Source organism: Mucilaginibacter mali, from assembly GCF_013283875.1.
Taxonomy (GTDB): domain Bacteria; phylum Bacteroidota; class Bacteroidia; order Sphingobacteriales; family Sphingobacteriaceae; genus Mucilaginibacter; species Mucilaginibacter mali.
Map to the genome: position 1 here is coordinate 2,013,609 of NZ_CP054139.1, position 16,842 is coordinate 2,030,450.

General features: G+C 46.6%; 18 protein-coding genes. 8 read left to right on the forward strand and 10 right to left on the reverse strand.

Annotated features, from left to right (window positions below; translation table 11 throughout):
- Window positions 1-95: 95 nt before the first annotated feature.
- Together HQ865_RS08465 and HQ865_RS08470 are read right to left on the reverse strand one after the other, a co-directional pair.
- Window positions 96-1,154 (reverse strand): ATP-grasp domain-containing protein, encoded by a 1,059-nt coding sequence (locus HQ865_RS08465; protein WP_173414480.1) that lies wholly within the window; start codon window positions 1,152-1,154, stop codon window positions 96-98.
- A gap of 4 nt (window positions 1,155-1,158) precedes the next feature.
- The gene (locus HQ865_RS08470) at window positions 1,159-1,401 is read right to left on the reverse strand and encodes a PqqD family protein (RefSeq protein WP_173414481.1); all 243 of its coding nucleotides are present in this window, start codon (window positions 1,399-1,401) and stop codon (window positions 1,159-1,161) included.
- 496 nt (window positions 1,402-1,897) lie between these two features.
- Between HQ865_RS08470 and HQ865_RS08475 the strand changes: the two genes are divergently transcribed.
- Window positions 1,898-2,986, forward strand: a complete 1,089-nt coding sequence (locus HQ865_RS08475; protein ID WP_173414482.1) for an acyltransferase family protein — start codon at window positions 1,898-1,900, stop codon at window positions 2,984-2,986.
- 265 nt (window positions 2,987-3,251) lie between these two features.
- Window positions 3,252-4,358, forward strand: coding sequence for an acyltransferase family protein (locus HQ865_RS08480; RefSeq protein WP_173414483.1), 1,107 nt, complete (start codon window positions 3,252-3,254; stop codon window positions 4,356-4,358).
- Between the two features lies 1 nt (window position 4,359).
- Here HQ865_RS08480 and HQ865_RS08485 read toward each other — a convergent pair whose 3' ends face one another.
- From HQ865_RS08485 to HQ865_RS08495, 3 genes are all read right to left on the reverse strand, one after another.
- Entirely contained in the window at window positions 4,360-5,064 is a 705-nt protein-coding gene (locus HQ865_RS08485; RefSeq protein ID WP_173414484.1) for a LytR/AlgR family response regulator transcription factor, read from the reverse strand.
- 122 nt (window positions 5,065-5,186) lie between these two features.
- Window positions 5,187-6,341, reverse strand: a complete 1,155-nt coding sequence (locus HQ865_RS08490; RefSeq protein WP_173414485.1) for a sensor histidine kinase — start codon at window positions 6,339-6,341, stop codon at window positions 5,187-5,189.
- 255 nt (window positions 6,342-6,596) lie between these two features.
- Window positions 6,597-8,153, reverse strand: coding sequence for a M20/M25/M40 family metallo-hydrolase (locus HQ865_RS08495; protein ID WP_173414486.1), 1,557 nt, complete (start codon window positions 8,151-8,153; stop codon window positions 6,597-6,599).
- A 143-nt stretch (window positions 8,154-8,296) separates the two neighbouring features.
- Between HQ865_RS08495 and HQ865_RS08500 the strand changes: the two genes are divergently transcribed.
- From HQ865_RS08500 to HQ865_RS08510, 3 genes are all read left to right on the forward strand, one after another.
- Window positions 8,297-8,773, forward strand: coding sequence for a DinB family protein (locus HQ865_RS08500; protein ID WP_173414487.1), 477 nt, complete (start codon window positions 8,297-8,299; stop codon window positions 8,771-8,773).
- Window positions 8,774-8,877: 104 nt separating this feature from the next.
- Window positions 8,878-9,072: a hypothetical protein gene (locus HQ865_RS08505; RefSeq protein WP_173414488.1), complete on the forward strand. Its 195-nt coding sequence runs from the start codon at window positions 8,878-8,880 to the stop codon at window positions 9,070-9,072.
- 45 nt (window positions 9,073-9,117) lie between these two features.
- Window positions 9,118-10,551: a phytoene desaturase family protein gene (locus HQ865_RS08510; RefSeq protein WP_173417754.1), complete on the forward strand. Its 1,434-nt coding sequence runs from the start codon at window positions 9,118-9,120 to the stop codon at window positions 10,549-10,551.
- A 113-nt stretch (window positions 10,552-10,664) separates the two neighbouring features.
- Here HQ865_RS08510 and HQ865_RS08515 read toward each other — a convergent pair whose 3' ends face one another.
- Complete coding sequence (locus HQ865_RS08515; RefSeq protein WP_173414489.1) at window positions 10,665-11,912, reverse strand: DUF2264 domain-containing protein; 1,248 nt, start codon at window positions 11,910-11,912, stop codon at window positions 10,665-10,667.
- 186 nt (window positions 11,913-12,098) lie between these two features.
- Here HQ865_RS08515 and HQ865_RS08520 point away from each other — a divergent pair, with 186 nt between their 5' ends.
- Window positions 12,099-12,713: a GNAT family N-acetyltransferase gene (locus HQ865_RS08520; RefSeq protein ID WP_173414490.1), complete on the forward strand. Its 615-nt coding sequence runs from the start codon at window positions 12,099-12,101 to the stop codon at window positions 12,711-12,713.
- A 51-nt stretch (window positions 12,714-12,764) separates the two neighbouring features.
- Here the strand turns inward: HQ865_RS08520 and HQ865_RS08525 are convergent, their stop codons facing one another.
- Window positions 12,765-13,235, reverse strand: coding sequence for a hypothetical protein (locus HQ865_RS08525; protein WP_173414491.1), 471 nt, complete (start codon window positions 13,233-13,235; stop codon window positions 12,765-12,767).
- Between the two features lie 142 nt (window positions 13,236-13,377).
- On the opposite strand from HQ865_RS08525, the gene HQ865_RS08530 reads away from it, so the two are divergent.
- Both HQ865_RS08530 and HQ865_RS08535 read left to right on the forward strand, forming a co-directional pair.
- Entirely contained in the window at window positions 13,378-13,863 is a 486-nt protein-coding gene (locus tag HQ865_RS08530; protein ID WP_173414492.1) for a DUF4126 family protein, read from the forward strand.
- 113 nt (window positions 13,864-13,976) lie between these two features.
- A complete protein-coding gene (locus HQ865_RS08535) occupies window positions 13,977-14,594 on the forward strand; it encodes a TetR/AcrR family transcriptional regulator (RefSeq protein ID WP_173414493.1) in 618 nt (205 codons plus the stop codon).
- A gap of 310 nt (window positions 14,595-14,904) precedes the next feature.
- On the opposite strand, the gene HQ865_RS08540 is transcribed toward HQ865_RS08535, so the two are convergent.
- From HQ865_RS08540 to HQ865_RS08550, 3 genes are read right to left on the reverse strand one after another with little or no spacing between them, the layout of a single operon-like run.
- Window positions 14,905-15,312: an OsmC family protein gene (locus tag HQ865_RS08540; RefSeq protein WP_173414494.1), complete on the reverse strand. Its 408-nt coding sequence runs from the start codon at window positions 15,310-15,312 to the stop codon at window positions 14,905-14,907.
- A gap of 23 nt (window positions 15,313-15,335) precedes the next feature.
- Window positions 15,336-15,749, reverse strand: coding sequence for a hypothetical protein (locus HQ865_RS08545; RefSeq protein WP_173414495.1), 414 nt, complete (start codon window positions 15,747-15,749; stop codon window positions 15,336-15,338).
- A 49-nt stretch (window positions 15,750-15,798) separates the two neighbouring features.
- Entirely contained in the window at window positions 15,799-16,833 is a 1,035-nt protein-coding gene (locus HQ865_RS08550) for a PorP/SprF family type IX secretion system membrane protein (RefSeq protein WP_237073776.1), read from the reverse strand.
- Window positions 16,834-16,842 lie beyond the last annotated feature (9 nt).

Sequence of the window (16,842 nt, forward strand, 5' to 3'; positions counted from 1 at the left end):
AGCTTAAAGCATAAGGCTGAAAGCTTTTTTTTAATATCCGTTTATAATCAATTAGGGTTGCTTCGGGCTTTGTGCCTTCAGCTTTCTGCTTTTAGCTACAGTTCGCCAAAGGCGGATAATTGCTGAAACTCGCTTACATCGGTAATATGGTCCCAGGCATAGCGTATAAACATTTTGCCCACCTGGTATTCCTCAAATGGTTTAACGTTTTCGCCTAAGGCCAGTTTTGTTAAGGCCGCGGGCTGGTTTTGTCCGGCTCCGGCACTTAGGTATATCCATGCCGGGAAACGCGGGTTAACTTCCATAATGTATAGTTTGCCGTTGTTATCGCGCATAATTTCCAGTTCGAAACCGCCGCGCCAGTTGGTGGCTTTGGTAAATTGGCGTGCCAGTTCAAGCAGGTCGTTATCTTCAATCGTGATACCCGCCCAAGCCTTGCCCTTATCGGTGATATACAGTTTGCGCATAGGGATAATGCTGATGCAGTTACCCTCGCCATCGCCCAAAGCGGCAATGTTGATCTCGGTGCCTTTTATAAATTGTTGTACAATGATAGGCGTACCCCATTTGGCACTCAACTGGTAAAAAGCCTTTTGGGCCAGTTCAAGGTTGTGGCAAACGTAGGCTTCGTAATATTTACCTTTTACTACCAGCGGGTAATCCAGTTCTTCGGCGGCTTTTTTCAGGTCATCGGCTTTATGGATCACCAGATCCTGAGGTACAACCAACTTATACTTCTTGCCAAATTTGGTCAGGTTCACTTTATCCCGCGCTTCTAATGCTTCGTGGGTAGGTAAAAAGGTGTGGATGCCCATTATACGCAGCTGCGGGCTGATCTTGATAAAGTTGTACAGTTCAGCATCGAAATTAGGGATGATGATGTCGATATCTTCCTTACTATGAATATATTGCAGGCGTTCAGCTAAAGCTTCAGCTCCGGCAGATGGGTAGGGGATCTGGTAGGTTTTATCAACCAGGTCGTGCAGGTATACACCTGGTTCCAGCGATTCGTAAGAGAGGCCGATGATCCTCAACTCCCTGTCCAAACCCTCACGCAGGGCGCGGATCACCGCTACACCCGGGCCGGGGCTATCCACGGCGTTAAGGGCGGTAACACCGATCACTAAAGGCTTATTTGTAAAAGTTTTTACCATCGCCTTATTGCTCTAACAGGTTGGCATCTTTTAATTGCAGTACCCAATCTTCCCAATCGCGCTCCAGTTGGGTGGCGTCAACATCGTAGGTATCCAGTATTTGCTGTTTAATTTCCAGCGAATCCTTGCCGGCTTTCATCAGGGCCAGTATCTCGGCAGCTATAGGGTTGCTGCTAAAGGAATCGCCCGTGGAAGGGTTGAAAATAAAACCATTCTCGCTGGTGGCAATATTTTTTTTTAGTTTCATCTCGGGTTTAATCAGGGTTTATATGCCGCGTTTAGTTAAATGGCGACCGGTTTAAATTATGATATGAAGGTCGGGCTAATATCTTACTTTTTTTACGAATGTATCGGCCAATGGCGATAATGTATCGACGAAAAGTATTGTAAAGATGCAATAAACGGCTTATTAATCAGTTGCCGGTTTGAGACGATAAGGCGGGGAAAATCCTTCGGTAATACCCGAAAAAAATTATTTCACTTGTTTTGATGAGGTGAAAATATCGGTAAGGCAAAACCAGGCGACCCCAATAATTAACAGGATAAGGGCAAACAGGCAGGTGAGGATCTTTTTCATTTTAAAGTAAACGCGGGGTTACGTGCTTTTAAAATGCTTAATTAAAATATATTGATCAACAGGGTGCCGATGAACAGGGGTAATGTATCGGCGAACGGGGATTTAAATATTTATGGCTTAAATAAAGGCTATTTTATTATTATTGCTTATCTCATACCCAAATCACTTGTTTAAGATACCCGGTAACCATATCCCCGAGATAGTCGACAAAAAGTACTTCCCCGTTTTAGATGGGCTTCGTGCTGTTGCCATACTATTTGTGGTAATTGGCCATATCATTATCTATACACCGGCCAACAAATACATTAACGGCGCCATCGGGGTTGAGATATTTTTTGTTTTGAGTGGATTCCTGATCACTACGCTGTTGTTGAAAGAGCGTGTGAGCAACGGACAAATATCCTTACGCAACTTCTATATACGCAGGACCTTGCGCATACTTCCCGTAGCTTATTTGTATTTGTTGGTGATAGGTGTTTTAAACTATATCTTCAATCTGCAAATTTCGGCCATCGCCTTCCTAAGCGATGTGTTTTACTTCCGGAATACCCCTATCAACTACGGCCACAACGCATGGTTAACCGATCATTTCTGGACTTTATCCATCGAGGAGCAATTTTACCTCCTGTTTCCCTTGCTAATGGTTAAAAATTTTGGCCGATATTTTAAGCTGATCGTGGTATTAATTATCGGCATCCCGCTGTTGCAGTTTTTAAGTTACCATAACGTAGGGGTCTTGTATTCAAACTACTGGGTGCATAAAGCGGCCATGGCCATTATCATATTATTTGGTCACGGAACTTTGTCTATACTCATTGGCTCACTACTGGCATTATTAATATTTAACGGGACACTAAAACCCGTCAAACTAAAAAATGCCCATTGGCTAAGCACACTTGTTTTTATAGCGGCCATTATTTTCAATGCCCAATACCCTGTGCTGATGGCAAATGTGTCTTTAAGTGAGATCATTTTTTCGATACTGATAGCGGTAGTTATCTTCCTGTGCCTGTCGTTTAACGATTTGCTGGGCCAACTGCTGTCAACCCCCGTTTTAGTAAAGGTTGGCGTGTTATCCTATAGCATCTACATCTGGCAGCAATTATTTACGTATAGCCAACCCTGGCAGCACGCGTTTAAATATGCAGATGCATGGTGGTTCAACATGCCTTTGTTGCTGATCGTATCAATAGCTTCCTACTACCTGTACGAGCGCAAATTCCTGAAATTAAAGGATAAGTTTAAGGCGGTTTAATTTACTTTTTCACCCAGCCTTTGGCAAAGGCGCTATAACTGTGGCTAATAGGCAATTCGGCGCCGGCCAATTGTAATAATTAACAGGATAAGGGCCAACAGGCAGGTGAGGATCTTTTTCATTTTAAAGTAAACGCGGGGTTACGTGCTTTTAAAATGCTTAATTAAAATATATTGAGCAACAAGGTAGATGAACAGCGACAATGTATCGGCGAACGGATTTTTATTTTTGTGATTTGTAAATCCGAATTTTATTATCATTGTTAATGCCTATAAATATCCATCAGTTGTTTAAAACCCCTGTTAATCATGTACCGGCTATACTTGATGAAAAATATTTTCCGGTTTTAGACGGCTTGCGCGGTGTCGCTATTTTATTTGTTTTAGCCGGGCATCTTTTTTTTGATACACAAAAAGCAGGTAATATAGGACTAACCGGTGTAGAGATATTTTTTGTACTCAGTGGTTTCCTGATCACCACATTACTTTTAAAGGAAAAAGTAATAAAGGGAAGTGTTTCGTTAAGATATTTTTATATCAGGCGTATCCTCAGGATTGTGCCGGTAGCTTACCTTTATTTGGCCGTTTTGGTTGCTTTAAATATTGTTTTTAAGCTGCATGTCCCGCTCATATCCTTTCTTTCATCGCTGCTGTATATCCACAATATTACCTTTTATAAAGGCGACACGTCATGGTCATCCGCTCATTTTTGGACATTGGGTGTCGAGGAGCAGTTTTACCTTATGTTTCCGTTTATATTGGTTAAAAGCATACGTAAATATATAATAACAGCCGCGGCACTATTATTAGCTGTACCCGTTTTACAGTTTTTAGTTTATCACAATATCGGGGTGTTTTATGCTAATAATTGGGTACATAAAATTAGTGTGGCTGTAGTTGTAATTTTAGGCAATGGTACATTGGCCATACTTATTGGTTCGCTAACGGCTTTGCTGGTGTTTAAACAAGTGCTTAAACCTGGTGGTAAAACCAGGGCTTATTATTTAAGCACCTTGATTTTGATCACAGCTATAATCTTCAGGATATTTTGCCCGGTACTGGTGCCCAGCACTTATACGAACCAGATAGTATTTGCCATTTTTATCAGTGGCGTTATTTATTTGTGCTTATCCCGTCATGATTTTCTGGGGCGCTTACTGTCAAACAAAATAATAGTTAAGGTGGGCGTTTTATCCTACAGCATTTATGTTTGGCAGCAATTGTTTACACACCAGCAGCCCTGGCAACATATTTTTAGATATGGCGGGGCCTGGTGGTTTAATATGCCCTTACTATTGCTTGTTGCTTATACATCGTACCAGTTTTTTGAAAGGAAGTTCTTAAATATAAAGGACAGGTTTAAAGCAGCCTGATCTATTTCTTTACCCACCCTTTAGCAAAGGCGCTATAACTATCGCTGATGGGCAATTCGGCGCTGGCCAGTTGTATCTTACGGTTTTGGATGGATTTGATCTTACCCACGGCTACTACAAAGCTGCGGTGTACACGCTGAAACTGATCGGGCGGCAATTTTTCTAAAACCTTTTTTAGTGGCATCAGGGTTAGCACCGGTTTTGAGGATGTGCCGGTATGGATCTTAATATAATCCTCCATACTTTCAATATATTCAATATCGTTCAGGTTGATCTTAACCATCCGGTACTCCGAATATACATAAAGGCTTTCCTGCTGCATGGTGTTAACCTGGCTGGACTTGTATTGCTGAAAATCGACAGCTTTTTCAATCGCCTTGCCAAAGCGGGTCAAATCGATGGGTTTAAGCAGGTAGTCCAACGCTTCCAGTTCAAAACCCTCAAAGGCGAAGTTTTTATAGGCGGTGGTGAAGATCACCATCGGCTTCGGATCCAGCGAACGCACCAGATCGATACCGGTAATATCAGGCATATTGATATCCACAAAAAGCAGGTCGATAGGGGTTTTAGCCAAAAACTCCGCGCCGGATATGGCATCCTCAAAACACTGCACCAATTGCAGGGTGGGGAATTTGGCGATATACTTGCGCATCAGTTCAAGCGCCAGTGGCTCGTCATCGATGGCTATGCATTTTAGTGGTGTCATGTTTTTAAAATCCCGTCATCCTGAGCGATAGCGAAGGATCCCAAATATGAAGAGCAGACTTGCTTATCGGGGATCCTTCGCTATCGCTCAGGATGACGATGTGGTTTTGTGTCAGGCGTTATTTAACTATGCAGCGTCAACTTAACCTTAAATATATTATTCTTTTCCTCAATATTTAATAAATGCTTTTTCGGATAGATATACTCCAGCCGTTGACGGGTATTGGCAATGCCTACACCCACCCGCTCGGGGTTTTTAGGCTGGTTATGAAATATCCGGTTCTCGCAGCAAAGGGTAATGGTTTGCGCTTCGGCTATCAGCTCGATATCCAGCGTGCTTTCTTCCTGTTTACTGATGCCATATTTAAACATATTCTCTACAAAGGGGATCAGGATGAGTGGGGCAATACGCTGGGTGCTGATCTTTCCGGTGATCTTGAAGTTAACTTTTGTTTTTTTACCCAGGCGAAGGCGTTGCAGGTCGATGTAATCGTTCACACAATTGATCTCGTCCTGTAGCAGCACAAAGTCTTCGCTCACTTCGTCGGTAACGTAGCGCATAATATTGGATAGTTTCATAATGCTGTCCGACGTATGCTCGCTATTGGTAACCGAAAGCGTGTAGATATTATTAAGCGTATTAAATAAAAAATGCGGATTGATCTGCGCCTTCAAAAAAGAGAGTTCGGCGTTGGCTTTTTCGGCTTCGGCCTTTACCACGCGCTGCTCGGTACTTTGCCATTGCTGCACGGTGCCTATGGCAATGCTCAAGGCCATCATCAGCGCAAAGATGACCAAACTCAGCGTATCGATATTGCGCGAGTGTTGCAGTAAGGGAGCTATCCCTGATACCGGTTTTGTTTCAGGCTCCTGCATGCGCAGGTCCTGGTGGGGCAGGGGGCCAAAATAGCGATGGCTGTTCTCTACGCTGTCTAAATATCGCTGGTGCGCTTCAATGGCCAACTGGGCCTGTACACGTGGGTTGTGGGTAAGCAGCTTATCAAAAGGCTGCAAAAAGTATACAAAGCCCAGCAAAAACAAAATAACAAGACTGTAAATAATATACCTTCTGCGCAATAATAGCTTTGGGATCAGGTACCCAAGGTTGAAGTAGAACATCCCCATATAAGTGAGGCAGAACAGCCAGTAATATGGCGATATCAGCAGCACCCAGGTAATGCCACCCTTAAGCCCCTCGTTAAGGAACAGCAGGGGGAATATCAGGAACAGCAACCAGCCGGCCGTGTGTATTACATAATTAGCTTTAAAGCGTAGCATAATTGCAAAGCAACGGTTTATTAAGGCATAGATAGTAAAATGTATCGGTAATTGGGCGGTATGTGTGGATGAATGTGGATTTGTATAAACAAAAATGCCATTTCAATCGCAGATTGAAATGGCATTTACACTATACGTCATTGCGAGTATAGCGTGGCAATCCCCGATAAGCAGAGCGGCTCTGGAAGTCGGGGATTGCCACGTCGTTTCACTCCTCGCAATGACGATTTGATCAGAATTGGTTAGTGAGCATTACTACTTATCCAGCCCGCCTCGGCGTATCGGTTTCTGCGGCGCTGGCCATCTTACACCTTCGGCTTTTGCGGTTGATGTTTTCTCGGGATCCTCGCTGGCCATGTACACCAGCATAGCGGCCAGCATGGCGTTTATTTTCACATCGTCGAAGATCACTTTATCATAAGTATCGCGGTTGGTATGCCAGGTATAGTTAAAGTACGACCAGTTTAACGAGCTTAACGATAAGCCCGGCGCGCCGGCCATCACAAACGAGGCGTTATCCGAACCGCCACCGCTTGGCGAACCCGGGAAACTGGTGCGGATGCGGTTTTTTAGCGTATCAGGGATAGGGGCCAGCCAGCGCGGGATAAAGTTTTTAGAATCAGCAAAACCTTGTCCGCTCAGGTTAACCACGCGGCCGGTACCGTTGTCCTGGTTAAACAAGGCCTGCAGGTTCTTCACAATTTCGGGGTGATCTTCCACAAACGATTTTGAACCGTTCAAGCCTTCTTCCTCGCTGCCCCAGTGACCAACTAAAATGGTACGTTTTGGGTGCGGGTAAACCAGTTTCAGGATGCGCATGGCCTCCATCATGGTTAGTGTACCGGTGCCATTATCGGTAGCACCGCTGGCGCCATCCCACGAGTCGAAGTGGGCCGATAGCATTACATACTCATCCGGTTTTTCACTGCCTTTTATTTCGGCAATAGTATTAAAGGTTGGTACCACGCCCAGTTCCTTCGATTCGCAATGCATCGTGATCACCGGTTTGTCGCCACCTTCTATCAGGCGGTACATCAGGGTATAATCTTCAAGGGCAATATCAACACTTGGTACCTTTTTGGTATTAGCGCCAAATATCTTATCCACCCCAAAACCTGCCGACCAGGTGTTGGTGATAATACCTACCGCGCCTGCATTTTCCAACGCTACCGGCAATGTCTTGGCCGTAAGCCCGGTTTTGCGGATGCGTTGCGCCCAGGCAGCGGTTACGGCCCTTTGCTCTTCGGCCAGCTTGGCAATTGTTTCTTTCATGCCAAATTGCTGCAGGTTATCAACCGGGCGGCCGGTTACCTGGTTACTGGATACCATTACAAACTTGCCTTTTACACTTGGCAGCCATTCTTTAAATGCTGCCGAGTCGGCCAGGTCTGGCAGCAGGATCACCTCGGCAGTTACGGTTTTTTTGCCCATGCCGGGGCTCCAGGCCAACTGCGTACCCTCCAGCGAGCGCACCCTTGGCGATATCATATCAATGTGCGATATGCCGCGTTCCCAGCCGCGCCACTCGCCCCATTTTTCATTACGGGCATCAATGCCCCAGCTTTTATATTTTTCAACGGCCCAGTCGTTGGCCTTTTTCATTTGCGGGGTGCCTACCAGGCGCGGACCGATCTGGTCGAAGAGTTCGTGCGCCAGCTTCTCTAACTGAGAGTTGGTCATTTCCTCCTTCATAATGGCATCAATAACAGGTTTGGTAGATTGGGCCGAGGCTATGCCGGTGCAAAGCAGCAAGCCAAAAGCCAATGGTTTTGCCCGTCGCCAGGCATTTAGTGGTCGGTTAATGGTTTTCATGAAATTTAAATTAGTTAATAGTTGCGATCGCTCTAAATTACCTTTTCATCATGGTAATATCAAATTTGCAACATGTAACAAAAGTGTGCCGATAGCTGAAAAAGCCTGTTTACTTTTATATCAAACAAACAAACCTTAAAAAAATGGATCAGCAACAATTATTTGTGAAGATGGCCCTTGGCAACTGGAACCTGCAGATAGGACGTATCGAAAAAATGTTTGATGGTTTTAATGACGATCAGCTTTTACAGCCGGTAGCGCCGGGAAAGAACAGGGTGATTTACCTGCTGGGCCATTTTGTAGCTTATCACGATATGCTGGGCGCCTCACTTGGCCTGGCCGAACGGAAATACGCCCATTTGGATGAAGCCTTCCTTAAAAACCCCGACAACAGTAGCTTTGATATGCCCGATACCGCCTACCTGCGCAATGCCTGGGCCGATGTGCATAGTAACCTGACCAACCTGTTTGCAGGACTAAGCGCTGAGGAATGGTTTAAAAAGCACAATTCGGTAAACGAGGCCGATTTTGCTGCCGACCCAAGCCGCAACCGGCTGAACATGGTGATGAACCGCACGGCGCATGTGGCTTATCATGCCGGGCAAATAAAGCTGATATAGCCGAATGTAACAATTGATTTACGCAACAATAAATTATACATACGGCAAACAATTATCGGCTGATTTAAGTATATTAGTAAACCAATTAAATACATCGCTTTACTATGATACTGACATATTACCAGGCTGTGGAACTGATGACTATACTGCCCGTGCTGTTATCGCCTGCTGATACAACCAATACTACTTCGGTAGAAGAAGAAGAGGCTGCTAACGACGAAGATACATCTGGCATAATAGAAATGTGGACCATGCCCACCACCCCGGCTATAGAAGTGAACGGGGCCGATTTTTATTAATAAACTAAACCTATTGTTTAGTAATTTGCCTTTTTAATAATCGAAATTAAATTGGATTACGATGCAGTAGTAGTAGGATCGGGGCCTAATGGGCTTGCCGCGGCAATATCGCTGCAGCAAAACGGTCTTTCGGTTTTACTGATAGAGGGTAAGGCCAAAATTGGCGGGGGCTTGCGTACGCAGGAACTAACCCTGCCCGGTTACCTGCACGATGTTTGTTCGGCCATACACCCGCTTGCCGTCGCTTCCCCTTTTTTTAGTACCCTGCCGCTTCATCAATACGGGCTCGAATATATCTATCCACCCGCAGCTGCTGCGCATCCTTTTGACGATGGTACGGCAGCTGTGCTGAAAAAGTCCATCGATGAAACAGCCAGCCTGTTAGGTGCCGATGCATCAGCCTATTTAAAACTAATTAAACCATTGGTTGACGGCTGGCCCGATATCGCCCCCGATTTTTTAGCGCCGCTGCATTTTCCCCAACACCCTATCAGCATGGCTAAATTTGGGCTGGATGCTTTGCAGCCCGCCACCCGTTTAGTTAAACAGTTTAAAAGCGAAAAAGCTAAGGGGCTGTTTGCGGGGATGGCCGCGCATGGTATACAGCCGCTTAGTAATATCGCTACATCGGCAATAGGCATGGTATTACTGGCCGCCGGACACCTTAATGGCTGGCCCTTCCCGAAAGGTGGCTCGGTAAAAATTGCCGATGCTTTGGCTGCCCATTTTATAAGCCTGGGTGGCAAAATAGAAACCAGCACTTACATCACCTCACTTCAACAACTGCCTGCTGCAAAGGCTGTTTTGTTTGATGTTACGCCACGTCAATTGCTGCAAATCGCCGGGCATCAATTCTCGGCCATTTACAAATGGCAGATGGAGCGCTACCGCTACGGCATGGGCGTTTTTAAGATCGACTGGGCGCTCGATGCACCAATTCCCTTTACAGCCCCCGAAGCCAGGCAAGCCGCAACGGTACATTTGGGCAACACTTTGCAGGAAATAAAAACCAGCGAACAGCAAACCTGGGACGGCGGGCATCCCGAAAAGCCTTTTGTACTACTGGCCCAACAAAGCCTGTTTGATGATACGCGCGCCCCCCAGGGTAAGCATACCGCCTGGGCATACTGCCACGTCCCGGCCGGATCGACCATGGATATGACCAATGCCATCGAGCAGCAGGTAGAACGTTTCGCCCCCGGCTTCCGCGAACGGGTATTGGCACGCCATACTTTTAACACCGCGCAAATGGAGCAATACAACCCCAACTATATCGGCGGCGATATTAATGCCGGGGCTATGGATATCACCCAATTGTTTACGCGCCCGGTGTTGCGGCGTTCACCCTATACCACATCGGCTAAGGGGATCTATATCTGTTCGGCATCAACACCGCCCGGTGGCGGAGTGCATGGCATGTGCGGGTACCACGCGGCAATGCGGGTGTTGAAGGATTTAGGCTTTGTAATATTCAGGTAACCCGTCGTCATAGCGACGTGGCTATCCCCGATATCAAGGTCGGGTAATGTATGTTGGCTCTGTAAATCGGGGATAGCCACGCTATCGCTCGCTATGACGTTTGTCAACAAATCCTACCGCTCATCCAACGCATGATCGATCGGTACATCAATTCCTTTCCATACTTTCTTTGCGGTCCAGTCTTCATCCGGGCCTTGCCAAAACTCGTCGGTAGCAGGAAGGCCTAACATCAGGAACCCTTCAGAACATAAGTACAAACTCCCGGTAGAGATGTAGCTTTCGCCGATATTGGGCTGATGGCCGAAAATACCGATCTGTAGCCAGCCGTTGGCATCGAAGGTTTGCGGGGCTTCTACCTGGCGCTTGATCATGGTATATAAGGCCGACCTTACCTGTTGCGGTTTTACGTGCTCGGGCAGTTCGCGCATCAGCGCTACCATGGCCAGGGCCTGGAACGCGCCAAAGCGGTAAGCCAGCGAGCGGCCGATAACAGGGTAGGTGCCCTCGGGCGATATCATGCGCTCCTGCACGGCGGCGTAACGCTTAATATGCGATAGCGCGGTGCGGTAGGGGGCCTTTTGGCTGCTGTCGGCCTCGTTTATGGTTTTCAGCGTTTGCACCAGCAGGGGCTGTATTACAAAGCTATTGTAATAATCCCAGTGGAAGGTAGGGCCGTCGCTGTAAGCGCCGTCGCCTTTGTACCAGTTATTCAGGTGCTCTTTTATGGCATAATCCATGCGCATACGGTCGCCGTATTTGTCAAACTTTAATAAGGCAGCCTCGGTAGTGGCGCTAAACAGCAACCAGTTTGAATAATTAGGCGTGATCACCCGCGACGATTTCAGCGCGGCGATAACATTGGCCTTAGTAGCGGCATCCAGCCTGTCCCACAGTTGATGCGGGGCGCGCAGCAACCCCTGCGAAAAGAAGGCGACATCCACCACGGGCTGACCGCCGCCATGGTTAAAGTTCATAAAATCGGGCGAGGATGGGTCGGTAGCGTTATGGATGCCGGCCAATACCAGTTTGATATATTTTTCACGCAGTTTACCCTCCGGGGTGTTATCGGGGCCAAGTTCCAGCCAGGGGGCCATACCGGCTATTAATCGGCCAAAGCCCTCCAAATGCGTGCTGTAAGCATTGTTCTTTGGGTTTTTAGCTTCAACCGGCATTAGCTTTTTCAGTTGGTTTTTGCTAAGGGCATCCAGCAATGGGTCGGCAATGCGGGTAAGGGCGCCTACTAAATAAGCCCGTTCGGCCTGGCCGGTGGTGTTTGATCTATCAGGATTTTGCGCATGCGGCTGAGCGTTGAAAAATACCGTAGCGGCAATAGTAAAGAGCAGGGAAGCGCGTATTTTCATCGGTTTTTTTAGAGGTATTTGGGTTAAAAATATATCCCTAAAGCGGGATTTTACCGATGGTAAATATAATTAAAGCTTTATACCATTGGCAACCTGTTGCATATTTGATACGTTAACCCGTATATTGGTACTCCTTTTATGTTTTTTTAGCTAAAAATTACATAAAGGCACCGAACTGATATGCCAATGAAAGCCTTTATAAAAAATACCGTGAACAGCGCGGCGCGTTACCTTTCGGCCTTTGGCAGGCCATCTAAAAGAGAGAATATGCGGCTGATGAACAAGCGCGGTGATATGCCCGACGACTTTGTGATACGGGAAGCAACTATAGATGATATTAAATTGCTGGCAAAACTGCACGTACAAACCTGGAACGAAACTTACTGGAACGTTAAAAGAAAACCAACGCTGGAAACCCGCCTGAGCCAATGGGAGGAAAAGTTTAATGAACCGGCTGCCAATCATTTTTGCTTTTTGGTGATAAACCCGCAAAAAGATCTGATTGGTTTTGCTTACGGCAAAAGATACGCGCATGATGACCTCCCCGCTTATCGTGGCGAGTTAAACAAGTTATACCTCCTCTCTGCCTATCATCATTTAGGGTTGGGGCGAAAACTGGTTACAAAAGTAGCCGAACGTTTTTTAAGCATGGGTATTGATAATATGGTGTTGTTTGGCACTCCGCGTAACCCCAGCTGCCATTTTCATGAGGTAATGGGCGGCCGGCGGCTTTACGCTGCCAACGGCGAGTTTCATGGGGGGTATGCCTGGGATGATTTGATGGTGATTATTGACCGCTGATTTTTAGGTGATTTCGCTGATTCTATGTAACAATCAACGAAATCACTTAAATCAGCGTCCGCTATCTAACGCATCATAAGCAAAGCCTGCCGCAAGCGCGTATACCGCGTGGTGAAGCGCGTCGATGGCTATGGCCTGTGGTTCCTCTTCGGTTATGGGCGGGCCGGCTTTATATTTAGGGATCATGACCAATGCGGTGCCCCACAGGGTGACGAAATGCACGGCCGCGGCCGGTAGTCCCTTTAAACCGGTTAACCCGATAATGCCGCGCGCTATGCCCCAGGCGGTTCCGTAAGCCCAATGGATCTCCTGCGATACCTTTTCTTTTGCCTGCTTGTTCACCGGTTTTACATCCGTTATCTGCGATGCTACTTTTACCGGCGCCTGGCTGGGTTTGCGCTTAGTGATCTTCATCTCTATCATTTGCGACAGGGTGATGGCCGCCGTTCCGGCTATCCCTGCCAATATGCCTTTGCCAATGGCATTACCCAATTGCCCGGCCGCGTTATCTGCTCTGTTCATAAACTTATCTCTAATCTCTAACCTCTAACCTTTAACCTTTAACCTCTTATCCTTAAACAATGTTTCTCCATAATTAAAATAATGTATTATAAAACAACCTTTGCGGTAAGGGGTTGTAGCATTAACAAACACATATATTACCTTGAAAATAGTTATTACTAAACCACATATACAGGTTATTACCTTGGGCATACTGGCGGGCATGCGTGCCATGTCGGCCCCGGCGGCTGCAAGTAATATGCTTAATAAAAAGCATTCAAAGCAACTCCGGCATTCGCCGCTGCATTTTATGGAGTCGGGCACAACGGCCAACCTGCTCAGCGTGATGGCCATTGCCGAGTTTATTGGCGATAAAATGCCGTCGGCTCCTAACCGTATAGCCTTGCCCGGCTTAGTATCACGGGGATTGAGCGGGGCATTGGCCGGCGCAGGCATTTATAAATCGGCAAAGCAAAATGCCATCGCTGGCGCGTTATTAGGCGGGATAACGGCCCTGGCGGCAACTTATGGCAGCTTTTATTTACGCAGGGCGCTGGTAAAACAGGCCCACATGATAGACCCGGTTATTGGCAGTATTGAAGATGCCATCGTACTTGGGGCAGGTTTGGGACTCACGGAATCAGTGTGAGATTGACATGTAATTTGTAAGCTTAAAGTCACTTCTGTGCGGAGATCACCCATTGTATAGAAAATTTGATAATTTTGTTTAAAAAGTCAGGATTATCAGTTTTAAAGTCAAAAATGGGTTCAGGACCAGATCAGCAGGATATTAAAAAGGAACGGATTTTAGAAGCGTCGTACCAGCGTTTTTTGCATTATGGTTATTCAAAAACAACCATGAACGAAATTGCCGGCGACCTTTCCATGTCGAAGGCCCTGCTTTATTATTACTTCCCCGATAAAAGCCAGCTGTATGTGGCCGTAATGCAAAAGCTCTGCGCCGATTTTATCAGTACGCTGATCGAGCGGGTAAGCCATTCAACCGATCTGCTGAGCGCGTTTAAAGCTCAGATAGATACCCATCACCAGTTTATGGTGAACAACTATAACTTCTTCGATTTCTTTAGGCTGAACGAACAAAACCTGCCACCCGAAATTTGGGAAAACATAGGCCGTGTGCACCAGGCCGAAATAGAGCAGTTGAGCGCTGCTTTATTAAAGGACGTAGAAAAAGGCGCTATAAAACCTGTAGATGATCCGGCCGGAATGGTCGACCTGATATTAGACGCTTTGCACGGTGTGCGCGTACGTTCTATGTCGCACAAAAAAACAGGCTTCCCGCTGAAGGAACACCTGGAGGAGATCTACCAGAAACGATTGGTATTGATAGATCTTTTTGTAAAAGGATTGGCCAGGTAAAAGCAAAATGTCATGATGCCGTAAGTGCTCTGTCATCCAGCGGTAAAAACCCCGGTTTACTATTTATAAGCACTTATATAATTTGTAGATTTGAACCCTGTATTAATCAGTCTGATGGCTGATCAAATATAAAGATACTTCTAAAGTAGAGGTGATTGTTTTAGAGTGATTGAGGCGGGCCGGATGCATTTCCGGTCCGTTTTTTTGTCACTGGTTTCGTCATGCTGAGCATCGCGAAGCATCCCAAATTTGTATGACGGCTCTGCTATCGGGGATTGTTCGCTATCGCTCACGATGACGTGCGGAGGAGTCACACCAGCACCGTCTCCACCACTACTTCTCCCGTTAATATCTTATGTACCGGGCACACATCGGCAATATGGTGAAGGCGCTTCTTCTGCTCGTCGTTCAGGTTTCCTTTTATGTCGATACTGCTTTTTATCAGTGTGCCTGTTTCTGTCGCGAACATTGCCAGGTTGATGATGATCTCGTCTACCACCCACATTTTACGGTTGATATACATTTGCATGGTGATAGCCGTGCAGGCGCTCAGGCTGGCTAACAGTAACTGTTCTGGGTCCATGCCCAAATCGGTGCCGCCAAGGTCTTCGGGTTCGTCGGCAATCAGCGTATGGCCTCCGCTGGTGATCACGGTTTTGTATTGCGTATGCGTAATAGTTGCCCTGGCGGTGGCCAAAGCTTCGGGTTGCTCGCTCATATATATAATGAAGTAGGGGTATGTTATTGCTCTTCGCTGATGTTGAGCAGCGACCAGTTTTTCATATCGGTTTGCTTGCCGCCGTGATATTCCATCATCACCTTAAAATTGGTGCGGCGCTTATCGCCGTTTTCGCTGGTAAGCTCTGTCACCGATTTGATGACGTATACCGAATCAGACTTTTTACCGATCTGGTAGCCCGAACCGGGGAAATCAACATTGCTCGATCGTACGGTGGCTTTCACAAAGTCTTTAGCAACGGCAAAAGCCTCATCGCCGGTAGGCAAGCCACCCGTGCTGAAACGCAAGCCGCTGTTGCTGGCAAATTTAAGTAAAATGAAAATAAAGATGATCCCCAGCAATACCAGTACCCAGCCGGCCTTCTTCGCGGTTTTCTTTTTACCTGCTTTGCTATCAACGTAGTTGGTTTTTGCCATGCAACTTTAATTTTTGTGATAACAAATATGATAAATAAGAAATAATATTTCAATAAAAATCGTAACACCTATGCGCGTTTTGGAACTTGCGAAACAGATCGGGGCGGTTTGGTAAAGTAGTTTCGTAGCCGATACTCCCCTCGGTTGTACCACTGGTGTTTGTGTAACTCATTTTTGACATCGGCGCATCGTGACTAAGGCCGAAACGCAGCTTTTCGCCACCTTCTTTATTAATAAACAGATCGAATATCACCGATATCACCACCGCGCCCGGGCCGGTACCGCCGCCACTGCGGTAGGATAACCCCGCGTTGATGCTGCGCCGCCTGTACTGTATCCCTGCCGAATACAGCTGCTGGTTGGCCTGTTTAAAATAGACTACCGTAGGGATAATGCATGATTTCTCGTCATCGTCAAGATTATCATATTTATTCAGATCAAAAATATAGCTAAGGTGCGCTGTGCCACGCATAGGGACGGTAGCCCTGTCGCCGGTGAACGATTCGTTGGGCCGGTTGATGTGTTGCAGCGCGCCGCCAACCATAAAGTTGCCGGCCACCAGGTTAATGCCGGCGCCCGAATCGAAATAAAATTTGCTGTTAAATACAGGCGGCTCGGCGCCGGTAAGCAGCGATGGGTCGAAACCAAGGCGCGGATCTATCTGGTCGCTAAACACCAGGCTGTTAAAATTGATACTGCGGTTGGTTACCCCCGCCTGCAAACCAAACGATAGCACAAAATCATCGTTCCCCACGCTGTAAGAATATAAGCCCGAAATATTATTTTTTAATAAATATGATGGCCCTTCGGTACCGCGGGTAAACAGCAGGCCAATGCCCCCGCCAAAATTGGGCATATTATAATCAATAGAAGCGCTTAAATATTTAGGGCCGCCGGGCAGACTGGTCCACTGGTTACGGTAAATGAGGTTCAGGCGTAGGTCGCCGTTAAACTGGCCGTTAAGCGCGGGATTAAGATAGAGCGGCGAATTGAAGAATTGCGAGTACTGATGGTCCTGTGCCAGCAAAGCCGTCCGGGCCAGCAGCATCAGCATTAAAAGTATTACGGGTATTTTCCTCATCATTGTTATTTG

Excerpts from the sequence above, each read along its gene's own strand:
- HQ865_RS08465 (WP_173414480.1), bottom strand. The coding sequence starts at position 1,154 with ATGGTAAAAACTTTTACAAATAAGCCTTTAGTGATCGGTGTTACCGCC.
- HQ865_RS08470 (WP_173414481.1), bottom strand. The coding sequence starts at position 1,401 with ATGAAACTAAAAAAAAATATTGCCACCAGCGAGAATGGTTTTATTTTC.
- HQ865_RS08480 (WP_173414483.1), top strand. The coding sequence starts at position 3,252 with ATGCCTATAAATATCCATCAGTTGTTTAAAACCCCTGTTAATCATGTA.
- HQ865_RS08485 (WP_173414484.1), bottom strand. The coding sequence starts at position 5,064 with ATGACACCACTAAAATGCATAGCCATCGATGACGAGCCACTGGCGCTT.
- HQ865_RS08490 (WP_173414485.1), bottom strand. The coding sequence starts at position 6,341 with ATGCTACGCTTTAAAGCTAATTATGTAATACACACGGCCGGCTGGTTG.
- HQ865_RS08495 (WP_173414486.1), bottom strand. The coding sequence starts at position 8,153 with ATGAAAACCATTAACCGACCACTAAATGCCTGGCGACGGGCAAAACCA.
- HQ865_RS08500 (WP_173414487.1), top strand. The coding sequence starts at position 8,297 with ATGGATCAGCAACAATTATTTGTGAAGATGGCCCTTGGCAACTGGAAC.
- HQ865_RS08505 (WP_173414488.1), top strand. The coding sequence starts at position 8,878 with ATGATACTGACATATTACCAGGCTGTGGAACTGATGACTATACTGCCC.
- HQ865_RS08515 (WP_173414489.1), bottom strand. The coding sequence starts at position 11,912 with ATGAAAATACGCGCTTCCCTGCTCTTTACTATTGCCGCTACGGTATTT.
- HQ865_RS08520 (WP_173414490.1), top strand. The coding sequence starts at position 12,099 with ATGAAAGCCTTTATAAAAAATACCGTGAACAGCGCGGCGCGTTACCTT.
- HQ865_RS08525 (WP_173414491.1), bottom strand. The coding sequence starts at position 13,235 with ATGAACAGAGCAGATAACGCGGCCGGGCAATTGGGTAATGCCATTGGC.
- HQ865_RS08535 (WP_173414493.1), top strand. The coding sequence starts at position 13,977 with ATGGGTTCAGGACCAGATCAGCAGGATATTAAAAAGGAACGGATTTTA.
- HQ865_RS08540 (WP_173414494.1), bottom strand. The coding sequence starts at position 15,312 with ATGAGCGAGCAACCCGAAGCTTTGGCCACCGCCAGGGCAACTATTACG.
- HQ865_RS08545 (WP_173414495.1), bottom strand. The coding sequence starts at position 15,749 with ATGGCAAAAACCAACTACGTTGATAGCAAAGCAGGTAAAAAGAAAACC.
- HQ865_RS08550 (WP_237073776.1), bottom strand. The coding sequence starts at position 16,833 with ATGATGAGGAAAATACCCGTAATACTTTTAATGCTGATGCTGCTGGCC.